Source organism: Arenibacter echinorum (assembly GCF_003259375.1).
Taxonomy (GTDB): domain Bacteria; phylum Bacteroidota; class Bacteroidia; order Flavobacteriales; family Flavobacteriaceae; genus Arenibacter; species Arenibacter echinorum.
The window spans coordinates 754,787-773,642 of sequence record NZ_QLLN01000002.1; the positions used below are offsets into that span (position 1 = coordinate 754,787).

General features: G+C 38.9%; 17 protein-coding genes. 10 read left to right on the forward strand and 7 right to left on the reverse strand.

Annotated elements, in window-relative coordinates:
* Positions 1–28 precede the first annotated feature (28 nt).
* From LV92_RS06970 to LV92_RS06980, 3 genes are all read left to right on the forward strand, one after another.
* Positions 29–811 (forward strand): enoyl-CoA hydratase/isomerase family protein, encoded by a 783-nt coding sequence (locus tag LV92_RS06970; protein ID WP_111622902.1) that lies wholly within the window; start codon positions 29–31, stop codon positions 809–811.
* A 23-nt stretch (positions 812–834) separates the two neighbouring features.
* Positions 835–2,406: a hypothetical protein gene (locus LV92_RS06975; protein WP_245946286.1), complete on the forward strand. Its 1,572-nt coding sequence runs from the start codon at positions 835–837 to the stop codon at positions 2,404–2,406.
* Positions 2,407–2,519: 113 nt separating this feature from the next.
* Positions 2,520–3,593 (forward strand): PA0069 family radical SAM protein, encoded by a 1,074-nt coding sequence (locus LV92_RS06980; RefSeq protein ID WP_111622903.1) that lies wholly within the window; start codon positions 2,520–2,522, stop codon positions 3,591–3,593.
* A gap of 111 nt (positions 3,594–3,704) precedes the next feature.
* On the opposite strand, the gene LV92_RS06985 is transcribed toward LV92_RS06980, so the two are convergent.
* The 3 genes from LV92_RS06985 to LV92_RS06995 form a co-directional block, all read right to left on the reverse strand.
* Positions 3,705–4,361 carry an HD domain-containing protein gene (locus tag LV92_RS06985; RefSeq protein ID WP_111622904.1) on the reverse strand — a complete coding sequence of 219 codons (657 nt, stop codon included), beginning with the start codon at positions 4,359–4,361 and terminating at the stop codon, positions 3,705–3,707.
* Positions 4,358–5,095, reverse strand: a complete 738-nt coding sequence (locus LV92_RS06990; protein WP_111622905.1) for a lysophospholipid acyltransferase family protein — start codon at positions 5,093–5,095, stop codon at positions 4,358–4,360. Before LV92_RS06990 ends, LV92_RS06985 begins: the two co-directional genes overlap by 4 nt.
* Positions 5,096–5,176: 81 nt before the next feature.
* Positions 5,177–5,587: a BrxA/BrxB family bacilliredoxin gene (locus LV92_RS06995; RefSeq protein WP_031446274.1), complete on the reverse strand. Its 411-nt coding sequence runs from the start codon at positions 5,585–5,587 to the stop codon at positions 5,177–5,179.
* Positions 5,588–5,724: 137 nt separating this feature from the next.
* Here LV92_RS06995 and LV92_RS07000 point away from each other — a divergent pair, with 137 nt between their 5' ends.
* From LV92_RS07000 to LV92_RS07015, 4 genes are all read left to right on the forward strand, one after another.
* A complete protein-coding gene (locus LV92_RS07000; protein ID WP_111622906.1) occupies positions 5,725–6,462 on the forward strand; it encodes a tellurite resistance TerB family protein in 738 nt (245 codons plus the stop codon).
* A gap of 37 nt (positions 6,463–6,499) precedes the next feature.
* Entirely contained in the window at positions 6,500–7,084 is a 585-nt protein-coding gene (locus tag LV92_RS07005) for a HupE/UreJ family protein (protein WP_111622907.1), read from the forward strand.
* 210 nt (positions 7,085–7,294) lie between these two features.
* On the forward strand, positions 7,295–7,729 hold the full coding sequence (locus tag LV92_RS07010; protein WP_031446277.1) for a deoxycytidylate deaminase: 435 nt from the start codon (positions 7,295–7,297) through the stop codon (positions 7,727–7,729).
* A gap of 15 nt (positions 7,730–7,744) precedes the next feature.
* On the forward strand, positions 7,745–9,370 hold the full coding sequence (locus LV92_RS07015) for a S41 family peptidase (RefSeq protein ID WP_111622908.1): 1,626 nt from the start codon (positions 7,745–7,747) through the stop codon (positions 9,368–9,370).
* On the opposite strand, the gene LV92_RS07020 is transcribed toward LV92_RS07015, so the two are convergent.
* Positions 9,367–9,570, reverse strand: coding sequence for a hypothetical protein (locus LV92_RS07020; RefSeq protein WP_111622909.1), 204 nt, complete (start codon positions 9,568–9,570; stop codon positions 9,367–9,369). The genes LV92_RS07015 and LV92_RS07020 overlap by 4 nt on opposite strands.
* A 20-nt stretch (positions 9,571–9,590) precedes the next feature.
* Positions 9,591–10,169, reverse strand: coding sequence for a MarC family protein (locus tag LV92_RS07025; RefSeq protein WP_111622910.1), 579 nt, complete (start codon positions 10,167–10,169; stop codon positions 9,591–9,593).
* 151 nt (positions 10,170–10,320) lie between these two features.
* Here LV92_RS07025 and LV92_RS07030 point away from each other — a divergent pair, with 151 nt between their 5' ends.
* Entirely contained in the window at positions 10,321–10,893 is a 573-nt protein-coding gene (locus LV92_RS07030) for a DUF3109 family protein (protein WP_111622911.1), read from the forward strand.
* Here LV92_RS07030 and LV92_RS07035 read toward each other — a convergent pair.
* Together LV92_RS07035 and LV92_RS07040 are read right to left on the reverse strand one after the other, a co-directional pair.
* Positions 10,883–12,862, reverse strand: coding sequence for a tetratricopeptide repeat protein (locus tag LV92_RS07035; protein ID WP_111622912.1), 1,980 nt, complete (start codon positions 12,860–12,862; stop codon positions 10,883–10,885). The genes LV92_RS07030 and LV92_RS07035 overlap by 11 nt on opposite strands.
* A gap of 9 nt (positions 12,863–12,871) precedes the next feature.
* Complete coding sequence (locus LV92_RS07040; protein ID WP_031446283.1) at positions 12,872–13,606, reverse strand: LytR/AlgR family response regulator transcription factor; 735 nt, start codon at positions 13,604–13,606, stop codon at positions 12,872–12,874.
* A 318-nt stretch (positions 13,607–13,924) separates the two neighbouring features.
* On the opposite strand from LV92_RS07040, the gene LV92_RS21740 reads away from it, so the two are divergent.
* Together LV92_RS21740 and LV92_RS07045 are read left to right on the forward strand one after the other, a co-directional pair.
* Positions 13,925–14,098 (forward strand): hypothetical protein, encoded by a 174-nt coding sequence (locus tag LV92_RS21740; RefSeq protein ID WP_170126296.1) that lies wholly within the window; start codon positions 13,925–13,927, stop codon positions 14,096–14,098.
* Between the two features lie 460 nt (positions 14,099–14,558).
* Positions 14,559–18,593, forward strand: coding sequence for a two-component regulator propeller domain-containing protein (locus LV92_RS07045; protein ID WP_111622913.1), 4,035 nt, complete (start codon positions 14,559–14,561; stop codon positions 18,591–18,593).
* The last annotated feature ends 263 nt before the right edge of the window (positions 18,594–18,856 follow it).

Below are 18,856 nucleotides of genomic sequence, written 5' to 3' on the forward strand. Positions count from 1 at the left end.
ATTCAGATGAAAAATTAATTTTTAAGCCATGAAATACGAAAATCTACTTATTACTACAGACAAAGAGGTGGCCATAATCACCATAAATCGGCCTACCAAATTAAATGCACTTAATAAGGCGACCATCGAAGAACTGCATTATGCGTTTAAGGCCTTGGAGAAGGATAAAAACGTAAAGGTGATAATTTTAACTGGAAGCGGGGAGAAGGCGTTCGTGGCTGGGGCTGATATTTCCGAGTTCGCCAGTTTTTCGGAAAAAGAGGGTGCTAAATTGGCGGCTAAAGGCCAAAAACAATTGTTCGACTTTGTAGAAAACCTATCCACTCCAGTCATAGCCGCTGTCAATGGATTTGCCTTGGGAGGCGGATTGGAATTGGCCATGGCCTGCCATTTTAGGGTGGCCAGCCATAATGCCCGTATGGGCCTTCCCGAAGTTTCCCTGGGTGTTATACCAGGTTATGGGGGTACACAGAGACTGCCACAACTTATAGGGAGGGGCAGGGCCATGGAAATGATCTTAACAGCTGGAATGATCGATGCGGCCAAGGCACTGGAGTTCGGTTTGGTCAACTATGTGGTGGAGCAGGAACATCTTATGGATCTATGTAAAAAATTTGCAGGTAAGATATCGAATAATTCGCCTGTGGCCATTAGTTATGCAATAAAAGCGATAAATGCTGGTTTTAACAATAGTATTAACGGGTTCAAAACGGAAATAGAAGCTTTTGGCAGTTGTTTTGGTACTTCAGATTTTAAGGAGGGAACCACTGCTTTTTTGGAAAAAAGAAAGGCCAATTTTCCGGGAGCTTAGAAGGATGCCCTAAATAGTTTATTATGGATATTGGGAAAAATCTTGTGTTGCCATTTTTGCTTTTTTGCTTTTTTTTACTAACTCAGGCGCAGGAATTGCCTGTAAAATATAGTTTTGGAGAAAAATATAACGATAGGTATAAGTATTCTAACCTTCTGGAAATTTCGGATGACGGAATGGGAGGCTCTATTTTGGTGCGTTCCTATTACACCGGCATAATCCTTAAACCCAAAGGATATTATATTGAACATTACAATCAGGATTTGGAACTGGTAGGCGAATATAATTACAAGTTAAAAGGCCTCGATTTTGTAAACGCCTTTGTAAAGAACGGACAACTTAATATCTTGTTCTTGGATTACAATCTTGGCAAGGGGTCCTATGATTACGTAGTGCATAGAAGTCCAATAGGCAATTTTAATTTTACCCAGGAGACCATTCTTTCAATACCCTCTCAGCAGGTAAATGAGCCCTTGGACCATAATTACTACAAGAGGAATTTTTCATCGGGTTTTACTACCACTGCTTTTCTCAATGAGGACAAAACCGCTATTGCCATCAGTACCCACTATAAAAAAGGAAAAGACGAAAAGCATTTTGTATATCTCTTCAACAGTAGCTTAAAAAAGCTCATAGAATATGATTTTTCTGCGGAAATAGAAGAAAAGAACTATGCCTTTGAAAACATGGTCACCTCAAAAGACCTAAACCAAGTATATTTGGTTGGTAAGGCTTATTATAAAAAGAAGCGTTTTGCGGCCACGGAACGCAAATTTCAATACGAATTACTAAAGGTTGCCAAGAATGGGGCCATTACACAAACTTTTGATGACCCGGGTAAATTTTCTGAAGCCTTAAAACCCATCATAGTAAATGATAAATTGATCTGTGTTGGTTTTTATGCAGATAGAAAGGATAATAGATATAATGGTTTGGCCTATTTTGAACTTGATGGGAACTCCCTAGGTATCAAGGCCAAAAAATACAATGCGTTTTCACAGCAATTTATGGAGGATAAGTTTGGTAGGGAGGACGATACGGAAATAAAAAATTTGGTCTTTAAGAATGTTAGTGTTACCAAGGATAATTCCATTCTTTTTAACGCGGAGGAATACTTTGTTACTTCCAGTGTACAGCAGGACCCTACCGGTTCCAGGGTTAAAATCGAAAGGTTTCATTACAACGACATTGTCAGTGCCAAATTAAATTCAGAAGGAGATATCATTTGGGCAAGAAATATTAATAAGTCGGAGGTCACCCAGGGAGACGGGGCCTACGCCTCATACAGCACTTGTGCCAGTGGCGACAATACTTATTATTTGATCAGTACGGCATCAGAAAATCCACAATTGTTAAGTGGCGAAAGGCTAGTTTTTAAACAGGGCCTTAGCCGCAACAGAAATGTGTTTATGATCCAATTGGACAAGGAAGGGAAGATAAGTTATGAAAAGGTAATAGATGACCACGAAGCACGCCTTCCGTTAATGGTTTCCATGCCGTTAATAGACAAGGAAAACAGTAATATGCTTTATTATGCCAAAAGGGGATCTAAAAAGCAATTGGTCAAAGTTGAAATTACTGGCTCCAATAAATAAAAATTCTTTTGTGGATTAGCTTTAGCCCATGCTTATAGATAAGTCTGTTAATTAACATATATAAGCTGACAACTATTGGAAATAATCCATATGTTTGGATTAAATCCATTATTTTGCCAAAGGAAGAATATATCAAGGGTAGAGGGGCCCAAAAAAATACAAAGAATAGGTTTGCCCAATTCTCCAATGAATTAAGGGACGATTTTTTGGAATTCTGCCGTATGGAAGGGGAAATATCGGTTTCCAACAAGACACAGTACCTTCCTATATTTCCAAAGACGATTGTAAACAAAGTAAATAGTCCCGATGTGGGCATGAATTATTCCTTGAATCCTTATCAGGGTTGCGAACATGGATGTATTTATTGTTATGCCAGGAATACCCACGAATATTGGGGCTATAGTGCGGGTCTCGATTTTGAACGGAAAATTTTGGTCAAAAAGGACGCGCCTGCCCTGTTGGAAGCTAAATTGAAAAGCAGAAGTTGGAAGGCTGCAACCATTGTCCTTTCGGGGAATACGGACTGTTATCAACCCGCGGAACAGCAATTTAGGATTACCAGGGCTTGTTTGGAAGTGTTTTTAAAATACCGGCATCCGGTGGGCATAATTACTAAAAATGTATTGGTTCTTAGGGATTTGGACATCCTGACTCAATTGGCGCAGGAGAATTTGATAGCGGTAAATATTTCAGTAACATCTTTGTCCGAAGAAACTAGGCGCATTCTGGAACCTAGAACGGCCACTATTAAAAAGAGACTGGAGACAATTCGCCACTTGTCCGAAAACTATATTCCTGTAAATGCAATGTTGGCCCCTATTATTCCAGGTATAAATAGTCATGAAATTCTTAATTTGGCTAGAGCCGTATCCGATGCAGGGGCTCTTTCTTTTGGGTTCACCGTGGTTCGACTTAATGGGGCCATAGGCCAGATATTTGAGGATTGGATTAGAAAGACCTTACCGGATAGGGCCAATAAAGTACTTCAACAGATAGCGGACTGCCATGGGGGTTCCCTAAACGACAGGCGGTTTGGTATACGTAACAGGGGCGAAGGCAAAATGGCCCAGCAAATTAAAGATATGGCCCATTTGGCGCGACAAAAATATTTTAAGGACAAAGTCTTTCCAAAACTTAATACAGAGCTGTACGAAGGCTATAAGGGGGGTCAATTAAAGTTATTTTAGCACAGAGACTTTTGTTTATGCTGGATATAATAGTGGATACAGGGATTTGTGTAGATAAAGGCCCAGTAAAAAGGTGATTAATAATATACTGAAAGGTATTTGCTAGATATGTTAAGCATTGCCGTTCCATTCCTCATAGAATTGCTTTAGATATTCCAACATGAATTGGTGCCTTTTTTCAGCCAGTTTCTTGCCAGAGTCCGTATTCATTTTGTCTTTCAGGAGCAGTAATTTTTCATAAAAATGATTTATGGTAGGTGCCTTTGATTTTTTGTACTCCTCCTTGGTCATTTGTAGGTTGGGAGCAATTTCGGGGTTATAAAGCTCCCTATTCTTATACCCGCCGTAATTGAAGGCACGGGCAATTCCAATGGCGCCAATGGCATCCAATCGATCTGCATCCTGTACCACCTGCAATTCCTTGGAAGTAAATAGTTTTTTAGAGTCCAAACTGGATTTATAGGATATGTTTTCAATTATTTTCACCACATGATCCACTATCTTTTCATCGACCTCAAGGGAAGTTAAAAATTCCATTGCCATTTTTGGTCCAACCGTTTCGTCCCCGCCATTAAACTTTGCATCTGCAATATCGTGAAGTAGGGCACCTAGGCTAACTACGAGTACATCTACCTTTTCATCTTTCGCTATAAGAAGGGTATTCTTAAAAACGCGTTGGATATGAAACCAATCGTGTCCCCCTTCGGCTCCCTTGAGCGTCTCTTTAACAAAGGCAATGGTTTCCTCTATGATTTGGGTGTTGGTCATGCTGATGGAATTATGGCCTTGGTTATGGTTCTTTCTATATTTTCTATGAGTTCTTCAACATCTCCTGTATTTTCCAATGGTTTATGAACGTCAAAGGTTATGTGGTTACCAATTCCATACGGAAATTTACCGTATTTCAACATTTTCCAGGAATTGTTGATGCTAATGGGGATAATTAGGGCGGAAGGCGCCTTTTTTAATAGGACCTTTAATCCAGTGGTGTGGAATTTTTTGGGTTGTCCTGTCTTACTTCTGGTACCTTCCGGGAATATGACGGCGGAACGATTGTATTTTTCAATATAAGCGCCCAGTTTTGCAATTTGCGTCAGGGACTGCCTACTATCCTTTCTATTTATGAGTACAGAACCGCCATGCCTAAGGTTATAGGACACGCTGGGTATTCCTTTGCCCAATTCCATCTTACTCACAAATTTGGGGTGATGTTTTCGCATGTGCCAAATAATAGGTGGAATATCGTGCATACTTTGATGGTTGAGCACAATAATGGCCGGTCTATCTGTTGGTATATCTTGTGGATTGTTAAAGGTATAGCGCGTTCCTAGTATATGGGTACAGCGAAGCAGGCAGAGGTTCAACAGGGCCACACTTATTCTGTGGGCATTATAGCCGAACCAATTAAAGCAGACCCATTGAATGGGATGGAACAGAAGCAATGTTGACCCAAATAATAGGAGGTAAAGGGCCGACAAGGGAAATGCTAATACTTTTTGCATGCTACAAAAATAAAAAACCGCTCTTTTACAAAGCGGTTTCATTCAAGATTATTTACTGAATATTAATGAGGTAATGCCACATTAACAAAACTCATTGTAAGCTTCCATTAAATTCTCTGCAATTACTTCTGCAGGCCTACCTTCAATATGATGACGTTCAATCATATGTACCAATTCTCCGTCCTTGAACAATGCCATACTGGGCGAAGATGGTGGAAAAGGAATCATTGCATTCCTTGCGGCGTTAACAGCTTCAGTGTCTACACCGGCAAAAACGGTTACCAAATGGTTTGGTTTTTTTGGATTCTGAAGGCTCATTTTGGCAGCAGGTCTTGCATTGGCGGCGGCGCAGCCACAAACTGAATTGACCACTACCAAGGTAGTTCCTTCCTTACCAAGGGCACTTTTAACCGCATCGGCTGTATATAGTTCTTCAAAACCGGCTATAGCCAAGTCTTGTCTCATAGGTTTTACTAATTCTGCAGGATACATAGTATAAATTTTTATTCGATTATTGATAAAGTTTTCAAAGATAACCATTTTAAGGCATCCTAACTAAATACCTTAACTTTTCATTAGACCTTCTATTGTACCTTAAAATTATATCTTTGCCAAAATTTGAAATAAAGATGATTAAATGGTTTGCTGCAATATTGGGGTATTATGTCTTTAGGTTTCCTGGGGCAATACTGGGATTTATTATTGGTAGCTTTTTTGATAATCTGAAAAGCTCTGGCAGTGGGGGAGGGCGTTCTGTTTTTAGGGATATTACGCAACAGAATGTATCTCCGGCCGATTTTGAGATCAATTTGCTTTCCCTTTGTTCCATTGTCATAAAGGCGGACGGTTCCGTTAGTCAGACCGAGATGGATTATGTGAGGCGTTACTTTGTAAGCACCTATGGCAAGGATAAGGCCAATGCCATTTTTAGGACCTTTAATGAGGTTGTTAAAAAAAGGGAAATCTCTGCCGAGCGTATCTGCAACTATCTAAATCAGCGCACTAGATATGAAGTAAGGCTTCAATTATTGCATTTTTTGTTTGGAATAGCCCAGGCGGATGGTACCTTACGCCCAGCGGAAATCGATAAAATTTCGGAAATAGCAGGTTACTTTAGGGTAAGTCATATCGATTTTGAAAGTATTAAGGCCATGTTTATCAAATCGGCCGATAATGCATACAAAATATTGGAAATTGAAAAATCGGTGACCGACGATGAAGTTAAAAAGGCCTATAGGACCATGGCCAAAAAGTATCATCCTGATAGGGTAAATACCGAAAACGAAGCTATTAAGAAAGGGGCTGAAGAAAAGTTTAAGGAAGTTCAAAAAGCCTATGAGATTATTCAAAAGGAAAGAGGCCTTTAGGACACTAATTAAATAAATCTAAATTTTATTCTGGACAATGGGGAATTTTTGGTTTTACATTCAGATGGGATTGGAGCATGTTTTGGATTTGGATGCTTATGACCATATTTTGTTCTTGGCAGCTCTGGCGGTTCCATTTACCTTTGCAAACTGGAAAAAAATATTGGTACTTGCCACTATTTTTACAATTGCACATTGCGCTTCACTTGCCCTTTCGGTGTATGAGGTAATGACAGTTGATGTTGGGTTGATAGAGTTTCTTATTCCTGTTACCATTTTCTTTACAGCCATTCACAATCTATTCCATGCCAATAAACCCGCAGAACATAGGGATATGGTCATTTATAGTGTAGCAACGGGATTCTTTGGCCTCGTTCATGGTTTCGGGTTCTCAAATTACTTTAAGATGCTGATGGCCGGGGAAGAGGAAAAAATCTCTCCCTTATTGGGTTTTGCGGTTGGGATAGAATTTTCCCAAATATTAATTCTACTGGCGGTATTGTGCACCAATTATATTGTAAGATCTTTATTTGCGGTAAAACAACCGATTTTTACTCAAGTAACATCGATTATTATCCTATTGATTACAATACCTATGTTGTTTGCAACGTTTCCTTGGTAGAGTTTGACTAAATCTTAACCTTTCAGGATTGTACGGGCTATAGGTAGCAGCTATCTTAGTAAGGAAAAGTTATATTATTCCCAATGCGCTAATATTTTCAATAAAAAGTTCCCTTACCTTTGTAAAAGCAAACCATTGGAGTAGCTGCTTAGGGGGCTAGAGACATGGTTAAGGGAAAGGGGCTCGTGAATTAATGGGAAAAATCAACGGATGAAGGAACGTAAACAGGAAAAGTACGACAAGGCGTACTTACGTATGGCCAGTGAATGGGGTAAACTCTCCTTTTGCAAACGCAAGCAGGTGGGGGCGATAATAGTGAAGGATAGGATGATAATTTCCGACGGTTACAATGGGACCCCAACCGGATTTGAAAATATTTGCGAGGACGAAGAAGGATATACCAAGTGGTATGTTCTTCATGCCGAGGCCAATGCCATATCCAAAGTAGCCTCTTCCACTCAGTCCTGTGAAGGTGCCACACTGTACATAACATTGTCACCTTGCAAGGAATGCAGTAAGTTAATACATCAGTCTGGCATAAAACGTGTAGTATATCAGACAGCTTATAAAGATAACTCTGGGTTGCAATTTCTTGAAAAAGCCGGAGTGCAGCTCGTTCACCTGCCCATAATTGTGAACGTGTAAATGCTATTTTGAATCATGAAGAGAAAAAATTCCTACATATGGCCCACAATCATTGCCCTAGCTTTGGCCGCGGGTATATTTGTGGGCGGAAAATTGAATTTTAATGATTCTCCTGAGAAGCTTTTCACTACCAATTCTAAAAAGGACAAACTCAACAGATTAATAGATTATATAGATTACGAGTACGTAGATGACATTAATACGGATAGTATTGTAGATGTCACCGTAAACAATATTTTGGAGAAATTGGATCCACATTCGGTATACATCCCGAAACAGGAGATGGATAAGGTCTCTGAGAATATGAAAGGGGATTTTGTGGGGATAGGTGTTAATTTCTATATGTACAAGGATACTATTTCCGTGATTAGAACTATTGAGGACGGACCAAGTTTTCTGAAGGGCCTTCAAGCTGGAGACAGGATATTAATGGCGGATAACGATACTTTGTTCGGGGAGAACATTCCCAATAACCTGGTTGTTGAAAAACTAAAGGGCAAAAAAGGATCTCCGGTAAGATTACAGGTTTATAGAAAGGACGACAATAGGACCTTCAGCGTAAATATTAAACGGGATGTGGTTCCCATAAAAAGTGTAGAGGCCTACTATATGCTCACAAAGGATATGGGTTATATCAAGGTCAATCGCTTTGCCGAATCAACCTATAAAGAGTTTAGGACGGCCTTGAGAAAATTGGAGGCCCAAGGAGCAAAGAAATTAACCTTGGATCTAAGGGATAATCCCGGTGGATATTTGGGGATTGCAGAACAAATGGCGGATGAATTTCTGGCCGATGGGAAATTGATTTTGTTTACCAAAAATAAAAAAGGCAAGATAGATAAGGTCTTTGCCACCAAAAAAGGGGATTTTGAGGATAAGCCCGTGTACGTTTTAATTAATGAGCGTTCCGCCTCTGCCAGCGAGATCATAGCAGGATCCTTACAGGATAATGATATAGGCACTATTGTGGGGCGTAGATCTTTTGGCAAGGGTCTGGTGCAGCGTGAAATGGATTTGGGGGACGGTTCTGCCGTCCGCTTAACCGTATCCCGATATTATACCCCTACCGGGCGTTCCATTCAGAAATCCTACGACAAGGGAAACAAGGATTATTATCAGAAATTTACAGATCGCTTCCATAGCGGGGAACTTATTTCGGTAGACAGTATTAAAGTGGCCGATTCGCTAAAGTTTAAAACCCCAAAAGGAAAGGTGGTCTATGGTGGAGGAGGTATTATCCCGGATGTTTTTGTGCCCATTGGCTCCAATGAATCGGAATATTTTGAAAGCATGGAAAGTTTAGGCTTTTTGTCTTATTTTGTATTTGAGCATTTGGATGGGAACAGGGCCCAATATAAAGGGTATTCCAAGGAAGAATTCATAAATAACTTTAGAGTGGATGATATCCTTTTTGAGGTATTTATAGATTATTGTCTGGCGAGAAATATCAAATTGGACTTTTATGCTTTTGAGGAAAGGATAAAGCTATATATTAAGGCAACCTTGGCAGAACAATTGTTCGACCCAAATGTCTATGCCAAAATAAAAAGTGGCGGGGATGATATGTTGAAGAAGGTGCTGGAATTGGATAAACCAACTATTAGGCAAAAGGAAGCGGATAAAATAGAAGCTACCAATTAATCCTGCTCAATTTTTTTCTGGATTTTTTTAGAAGTACTATAAATCAACAAAAGTACTATGGCACATAAGGCAGCCAATATTCCTATTAAGGCTATAATACTATTTCCTTGAAAAGGATCCTTAAAATCCACCAAGGTCACGTTATAGGCTATTAATCCCAATCCCAGTACAATTAGTATTACTATTACAATTTTGTTCATCTGCTTACTTGCTTAATAGATTAAAATAACTGGTTGATATTCGAGGTAAATAACTTCACAGCAATGGCCAAAAGAATAACACCAAATATTTTTCGGATTACGTTAAGTCCGTTTTTACCCAAAATATGCTCTATTCTTCTAGAGGACTTCAGGACAAAGTATACAAAAATAACATTTATTACTATGGCAACAATGATATTCTCTACGTAGTATTCGGCCCTTAATGAGAGTAAGGTGGTAACAGTACCGGCACCGGCAATTAAGGGGAAGGCAATGGGCACTATAGAGGCGCTTTCGGGTTGATCGTCCCTGTAAAGGGTGATTCCCAAAATCATTTCTATGGCCAAAAAGAAGATTACGAAAGACCCGGCAACGGCAAAAGAGTTGACATCGATTCCTATTAGATTTAGAATTTCTTCCCCAACAAACAAAAAGGCCACCATTATACAGGCAGAAACAACAGAGGCTTTGCCAGATTGGATATGTCCTACTTTGTTCCTCAGGGATATTATGATGGGGATGCTTCCTATTATATCTATTACTGCAAAAAGAACCATACTGGCAGTAACTATTTCTCGAAAATTAAAATTGAATTCCATAATTAAAAAAATATAATCCTAGTTTCTAACATACATGTTTGGCCTTTCTTAGCTAAGACGCGGCAAATTTACGTTTAATTAGGGGTATTTGGATTTATTTAAAGGAAAATATATCCCTTAAAGAATTATATTTGTCGCCTAATAATATGGTATGTTCCAACTTGGAAAAACAATAGTATCGGAGGAAATTATTGAGAACGATTTCGTTTGTAATTTAAGTGCCTGTAAAGGGGCCTGTTGCGTTGATGGTGAAGCCGGAGCACCCCTTGAAGATAAGGAAACGGAGATTTTGGTTGATATCTATAGCAAGGTTAAACCCTTTTTACGACCCGAAGGTATTGCTGAAATAGAAAAGCAGGGGGCTTTTATTCGCGGGGAGGATGGTGAATGGGAAACGCCCTTGGTGAATGGCAGTGAATGTGCTTATGTGATCTTTGATGACAAAGGGATTACAAAATGCGGCCTGGAAGAGGCATATAATCAAGGTGCTACCAAATGGAAAAAGCCTGTTTCCTGTCACTTGTACCCCATAAGGGTACGCGAGTATTCGGAACTTACGGCAGTGAACTATCATAAATGGGAAATCTGTGACCCTGCATGTTCTTTGGGCAATGAGCTTAAAGTGCCGATTTACAAATTTGTAAAGGAGGCCTTGATTCGTAAGTTTGGCAAAAAATGGTATGCCGAATTGGAGCAAATTGCCTTAGAGCATACTAATGGGTAGGGATGTGTAGGACCACTTTGGTGCCCAGGGCCACTTTATTGGAGTCATACAGGTCTATTATTTCTACCTGAAAGGAGTTTTCAAAGTCTTTGGAGAAATTGGCCAACCTTTCCTTGGTAATATCGATGCCAATGGACTTTCGCTTCAAAACCTTGCTTTCCTTTATTCTTTCGGAGGCTTCCCGGCCAACACCGTTATCGGTGATACTTATTTGAATGAATTTCTCATTTTCCCGGCTTACGTGCAGATGGATTTTCTTTTCTCCTTCTTTTGAGGAGAGCCCATGCCAGAGGGCATTTTCCAGAAATGGTTGTAGAATCAACGAAGGTATCTTAACGGTATGCTCATCAATAGGTTCGTCTACCCGCACAGTGAAATTTATCTCGTGCGAAAATCTAATATTTTCAATGTTCATATATAAGTCGATGGTCTCCAGTTCATCGGCAAGGGATATTTCTTTTAATGAGGAGGCTTCGAGAATTTTACGGACCAGCTTGGAGAATTTATTAAGGTAGTGTACCGCATTCTTCTTTTCGTTATTAATGATATATAGTTTAATTGAATTTAGGGAATTGAACAAAAAATGAGGGTTCATCTGGCTGCGCAACATACTTTGCTCCAACGTGAGGATCTGTTTTTCGTTTTTTAGCTCTTTCTGTCTGTATAGTATGTAAAGAATAAAAGTTAAAAGGGCCATCCCCAGGGCCCCAATAATCAGGGTATTTGTTTTTTTACGTAGCCGTAGGTTCATGAATTCGTTTTCCCTGGCCAAGGCTTCTATTTGATTGGTTTTTTTTTCAGTTTCATATTTTATGATCAAATCGTTGATATAACGGCGATTGACCTCACTATTAATTTCTTCGTTAAATTTTTCCGCCATTTGATAGTACTCCAAGGCATTTTGGTATTTCCCCTCGTAGGTATATAACTTGGATAAGTAATTATAGGCATGGGCAATATAACTCGGCAAATGATGTTTTTTGGACATTTCCAATCCGGTCACTAGGTATTTTTCCGATTCAGCATATTGTTTTAACTCCATCAGTGCCCAGCCAATATTTATGTTTATGGCAGCTATGATAGACATGTCCCCCAAAGATTCCGCAGCCAACAGGTTGGGTTCAAGGATTTCCAATGCCTGTGCTAATTTGTTTTGCTTTATATAGATCTGGGCAATACTATTTTTACATATAACCCTTCCCTTATCGCTGTCAATTTCATTATTGTAATCCAAGGAGGTCCTGTAGTAGTGTAGAGCCTCTTCCAATTCACCCTTGTATTCCAAGCATTCCCCAATATTTTGATAGTTAATGGCAAGGCCTAACTTATTGCCAAGTTCCTTTTCCAATGCCATCGACTTCTTAAATTGTGCAATGGCTATATCGTATTGTTTCAGGATAGAATAAAGGTTACCTATGCTGTTTAGGGAAACGTTTATACTTCGTTTTAGTCCGTCCGAGGGATTCTCTTCCGACTCCGCCAATTCCAAAGCCTCCTGGTTGTAATCCAAGGCTATTTTTATGGCATCGCTCCGTCTATAGACCACGCCCAACATATTTAAACTGTACACCCGGAATTCCAAGTTGTTGGCATCCACGGCGGCCTGCAAGGCCTTTTCATGTAGGGCAACGGCCTTGGAATAATCGGAAATATCCCTGTATTTTCTCCCTAGCTGGTTTAAGGCGTAGGACTGCCCTATAAAATATTTTTTTCGGGCAGACTCCATATCAAAAAAGCGCATGTAGGTGGTATCACTTCTTTTTGGGTTTAAAATGGAATCCAATTCTTGATAGGTTACCGGGGCGGCTTTTATAAGGCTATCCGTTATCCTTTTAAATTCTTCTGAAACTTCTTGCGAATTGGCCTTGAAAAGAGAAAGGGTAGAAAAAGCTAAAAAAAAAAAGAAGCGGCCTATATTTAATAATGGAAGTCGACAAGAGATAGAAAAAAATAAGGAGGGAAAATTCATAATGATAGATTATATTAAATCTAGAAAGTCGGACTTTTTCTGTCTTGAAACCGGTATTTTATGGTTGGACTGTAAAATTACGTAACCATCTGTTTTAAGAAATTCCTTTATTTTGTTAAGGTTTATGATAAAGGAATTGTGAATTCTAAAAAAAGTATCCTTGGGCAGTATCTGATTTACCTCCTTTAATTTTTTGGTGAGCAAAATTTTTTGTCCATCACTTAAAAATAAGGTACTGTAATTACCATCGGATTCTGCAAAAAGAATTTCATCACTTTGTAAAAATAATAATTTCCCGTCTGTATTTATAGTAATCTTTTTTTGAAGTGAGTCGGAATTGAATTTCAACAATATTTTCTCCAGCTTTTCCGCCGTATAATTTTTGCTATTGAACTTTTTTATTTTAGCGATGGTGGCATTTAAATCATCTGTATCTATTGGTTTTAGAAGATAATCTATTGCCTCGTTCTTAAGGGCTTTTATCGCATATTGGTTGTAGGCAGTGGTGATGACCACTGGAAATTCCTTGTTATGTAATTTCTGGATAAATTGAAATCCGTCCATTGTGGGCATTTCTATATCCAGGAATAAACAATCCGGAGGGTTTTGCTCCAAATATTTTAGGGCCTCAAAAGGATCCGTAAAGGAGGCTACCACTTTAATTTCATCACTAAAGTTGGTCAGCTCCCAAGAAAGACTCTGTAGGGCTTTAATTTCGTCGTCTACTAAAACTGCTTCTAACATAGTATAGGAAAGATACTCAAAAATAGAAATATTGTTCGTTAAGCTTTTAATATTTTGTGTCAATGGATTTGAATTGAGTATAGTTGGTGGTTATTGGGTTAAGATTGGGTCTTTGGGGAAAGGAGGATTAGGACTAATGGTTTTTATCTAAGAATAGAAATAGATGTATCTTGAATTTGCCCAATGTCATTTATACAGGAAATTTTACCATTTACACAATTACGGGGTATATGCTCTTACATTTCGTATACATTTGGTTAACCAAATATTTCCTTAGATAGGAATCATGTTTAACCTAATAGTGCCAAAACCCAGGTGATGAATAAATGTATAGCTTTTTTTATCGTTTTAGTTTTAGTCCTTGTTGTAGCTGTTATTACAGACAATCAGAGCACAACTTCCCAAGAAAACAATTTAGTGGAACATAAGGTAGATACAAATAAGAATAGGTCTCTTGTTGATAATAAGGCCGTAGCGGATAGGAGGTATTAAGAATTTAGTTTTGTACATATGATTCATAAATGGTATATAATAATCAAGAGCATTCAATGACCATAAATATTAATAAGTAAAATTAACTGCCAAAAAAAGTGCGGTCCTGTAGGATTTTTTAATACGAACATGTCATTGTTGCAAAACTATCCGAGGGATGTTGATGTAAATTTGAAAAACGCAATCAACTTGTAGGTTTTGGAATTCGCATAGTCTTTAGGTTTCGGGGGAACTACCTAAACGTGTGGTTCCGATTCTCGTAATTCATAATCTCATTGCATCTTAAGGATCGCACCTATTTGGTGGTTATTTTTTTAATTTTCTCAAAAAATTTTGGGGTACAGAAAAGAGACCCCAAGGTCATAGTTCTAATATAGCCCATATTCCTAAAGTATATTTTCATTGATTTCTTGTCAGATATATCTTATCTTGTATCATACCATTCAGGATAGAACTAGCCGTGGACAAGAAAAAATTATTAAAACTTATCTTCACGTTGTTCATTGGTGCAATTTATTTTAATTGCGCTCAGTTACTATATTGCCAAGACCAAATCAAATTTAGACAGCTCTCGGTAAATGACGGACTTTCACAGAACAGTGCTGTATCCATTGCTCAGGACAGTATAGGATTTTTGTGGATTGCTACGCAGGACGGGCTTAACAAGTACGATGGTAGCACATTTAGTGTATATCCTTTTACGTTTGCCGATGTTACAAGGGCCACACAAAGTTATTTAGGAAAGGTTTATGTGGATAGAAAGGGTCATGTCTGGGCCATTCCCAATGATCGAATTCCTTATAAACTGGAAAACCGTTCAAATGTTTTTGTTCCACTTTCGGGAATTGACGATGCAAGTTCCATATTCATGGATAGGGATTTTAATCTGTGGATAGGCACCTACTCCAACGGACTTTATTTAAAAAAGGCGGATAAGGAAGGGGTTAGTCAAATGCTTTCACCCAACATTGCTGGGGGCACTATTTATAACATCACCCAGAATGAAAAGGGTATCCTATTGTTGTGCATGGACAAGGAAATTGTGGAATATGACTACAACAACGTGCGCTTGCACAAAGTAAAGGGTCAAACAGCCAATGGCAATCGGGTAGTTGCCAATTATAGTGATATTGTTACTGATACCAGGTCTAGGGAATGGATAGGCACTTTTGGCGCTGGGCTTTATTTTAGGAATCCCGGGGAGAGCGTATTTAAACGTTTGGAGGATTTGGGCTTTAAAGACGGTTTGTCAAAGGATTTGAATATAACCGACCTGCATTTGGATGCGTTGAATAGACTATGGATAGCAACTTATGGACGGGGACTCTATCTAGTTAATTTTGATCAACTTTCAATTACACATTTTATTACAACCAAGCATAATCCCACTGCCCTTCACTATAATGATATACTGAGTATTTATGAAGATTATTCCGGAACGCTATGGTTTGGAACAGATGGGGCGGGAATTAGTTATTACGATCAGTATTTGGAAAAATTTAATTCTTTTACGGATTATCAAACACCAGAGAATGTAAGTATAGATGTTGTTAGGTCTATTGTGGTAGATAAGGAGAAATCGGTTTGGATAGGTACTTCTGGCAAAGGTCTAACTCAATATATCCCGGAGTCCGATAGTTGGCGGACCTTTAAGGCGGGAACCGGAAATGAAAACACCATTTCTTCCGATCGCGTTATGAGTTTGATGTTTGATAAAGAGGACAATTTATGGATCGGCACTCAGGACGGCGGCTTAAACATGCGGGATACCAAAGGTGAGTTTGTGCATTTTTCCGATACAAGTGAAAGTTCGCTTTCCGCAAATACGATTTGGTCTATTTATCAAGATGAAGAGAATAGGATTTGGTTGGGGACACGGGATCAAGGTCTTATTCAGTTTGATAAGGTCAAGGGTGAAATAAGAAGGTATGATTACGATCCAAAGCTTCAAAATGGCATACCCAGCAATAATGTAAGGGTAATTACCTCAGATGGCAAAGGAAATTTGTGGATTGGTACCGAGGGACATGGAATTGCATTGTTCAATATTAAGGAACAGACATTTACAGCCCATCAATTCGTTACAAATGGAAATTCCTTAACTAGTAATAGAATAAAATGCCTGTACTATGCTCCCAATGATATACTCTGGATAGGTACCAATAGTTCCGGACTCAATGCGTACGACATTGAAAATAACATTTTCTATGACTACACTGTAAAGGATGGATTTGCAAATAATGTAATATACGGAATACTGCCAGATAATGAAGGATCCTTATGGTTAAGCTCCAATAAGGGCATTACTAAATTTACCCCTGCAGCTAATTTAGGTGATACACCCACTATTGTAAATTACAACAATTACGAGGGCTTGGCAACAGAATTTAATACCGGTGCGTATTTTAAGGATGGGGATGGCAATCTTTATTTCGGTGGTTTGGATGGATTCTATTGGTTTAAACCTAACAAAATAAAGGAGAATACCATAGTGCCAAAGATTGCGATCACTAGTTTTGATGTGTATAATACATCCTTCCCAATAACGGATGGACTTGCTTTGAAAGCAAATCAGAACACCCTATCCTTTAGCTTTTCCAGCCTGCAATATTCACTTCCAGAAAAAAACCAGTACCAATATAAATTGGTAAATTTTGATAGTGATTGGGTGTATTCCGGGGAAAAGAACTTTGCACGTTATACGCGATTGCCTCCAGGTGATTACGAATTTCAAGTAAAGGCCAGTAATTATGATGGGGTTTGGAATCATGATCCGGTTGGCTTTTCTTTTTCCATTGGGTCTCCATGGTATTTGACGCCCATGGCCCAATTTTCTTATGTCTTCTTGTTTTTATTGCTCGCTTATGGCGTTTATGGTTACCTCAAATGGCAATGGCGATTACAATTGAATTTACGTTTAAAAATGGAAGAAACCGAACGGTTTAAAAAGTTAAATCATTTGAAATCAAAGCTCTATACCGATATTTCACATGAATTCCGAACTCCTCTGACCTTAATTGCTGGACCCGTGGATTCCAAATTATCCCAAGGTGGGCTGTCGGATATGGATTTTGCAAATTTTTCCATGATCAAGAGGAATATCAACCGATTGATAGCCTTGGTGGATCAACTGCTACATTTGGCAAAGTTGGAAAAAGGAAAATTGAAATTAAGGATTTCTAAAGGTGATATGGGCCTTTTTTTAGGGATGCTTACCTCTTCTTTTAGATATAGGGCCGGTATTAAAAGAATTGATTATAAGGTTGAAATAGATGAATTGAATCCTGTTTGGTTTGATGAGGATGCTTTGGAAAAAATTACTACCAATCTGCTTTCCAATGCCTTTAAATATGTAAGTGAAGGCGGAATGTGTCAGTTTATTGCCAAAAGGGATGGAGGTAAAGTACAGATCAGTGTCAAAAACACGGTAGCCCAATATTCAGAGGTAGATCTGGATAATCTCTTTACCCGATTCTACCAGCAAAATGAATATTCCGAGGGGGCTGGTGTTGGTCTTTCTGTTGTAAAGGAATTGGTGAGTTTGTATCAAGGTTCCATAAGCGTTCAAATGGAGGAAGCAAAACTTATCCACTTTTCAGTGAGTTTGCCCTTGATGAAGTCTCATTTTGCTAACTTGGAGGTTGTGGAATTAGGCAAGGAGGTCGGTGAACCCGGCTTAAACCTGGATCACAACGACTATAATTTACCTATGCAAGGTGCCGCTTATGACGGTGAGTCCAGTGCCTTGCCTATTTTATTAATTGTTGAGGACCATAAGGAAGTAAGGGAGTTTCTAAATTCGGCTTGGAAAACTAGGTACACGATTGTGGAGGCAGTCAATGGTCTCGAAGGAATCAATACCGCTCTGGAAGTGGTTCCGGATATTATAATATCCGATGTGCGCATGCCCCTCTGTGACGGAATTGAACTTTGTAATAAATTAAAGACCGATGAACGAACCAGTCATATCCCCATTATTTTGCTTACGGCTGGAGTCGGTGAAGATCAAGAGCTCCTCGGCCTGCAATCCGGTGCAGATGATTTTATTACCAAGCCCTTTAAATTGAAAATCCTTCAAGCACGGGTGGATAACCTTATTGGAAACCGAAAAATGCTGCGGAACCGATATAGTCATGAGTTGATATTAGAGGCTAAGGACATAGCACTTACCCCTACGGATGAAATGTTTCTAAACAAATTGCAAAGCGTGCTGGACGACCATCTTGCCGATCCTAACTTCAATGCGGAGGCTTTTTGTGAAAAGTTGGCAATGAGCCGCATGCAGCTTCATAGGAAACTTTTGGCCTATACCGGACTTTCCACTACTGCTTTTATTAGATCACAAAGATTAAAACAGGCTGTTCGCATTTTGAAGACCTCGGATGCATCGATAAGTGAAATAGCCTATGCCGTAGGTTTCAATACTCCCTCTTATTTCATCAAGTGCTTTAAGGAAACCTATAAGAAAACACCTGCGGAATATCAGGACACCTAGGAATTGTAGAACGGAGTGCCAATGTTACATTTATTGCACACTTTGTTACATATTGGATATTCCTTATGGATTATCTTGGATATATTTGGAAAGTAGATGATTGCCGAACTAACTTCTAAAATAGGGGTTTTTGGATGCCAACATCTATCAGGGATAGGACTCATGTTAAACAATATCATTTCCATTTGGATAAAACCTTGTGAGAAATATTAAAATACTATATTAACTCAAACTCCACAATTATGACAACTTCAAACATTAAA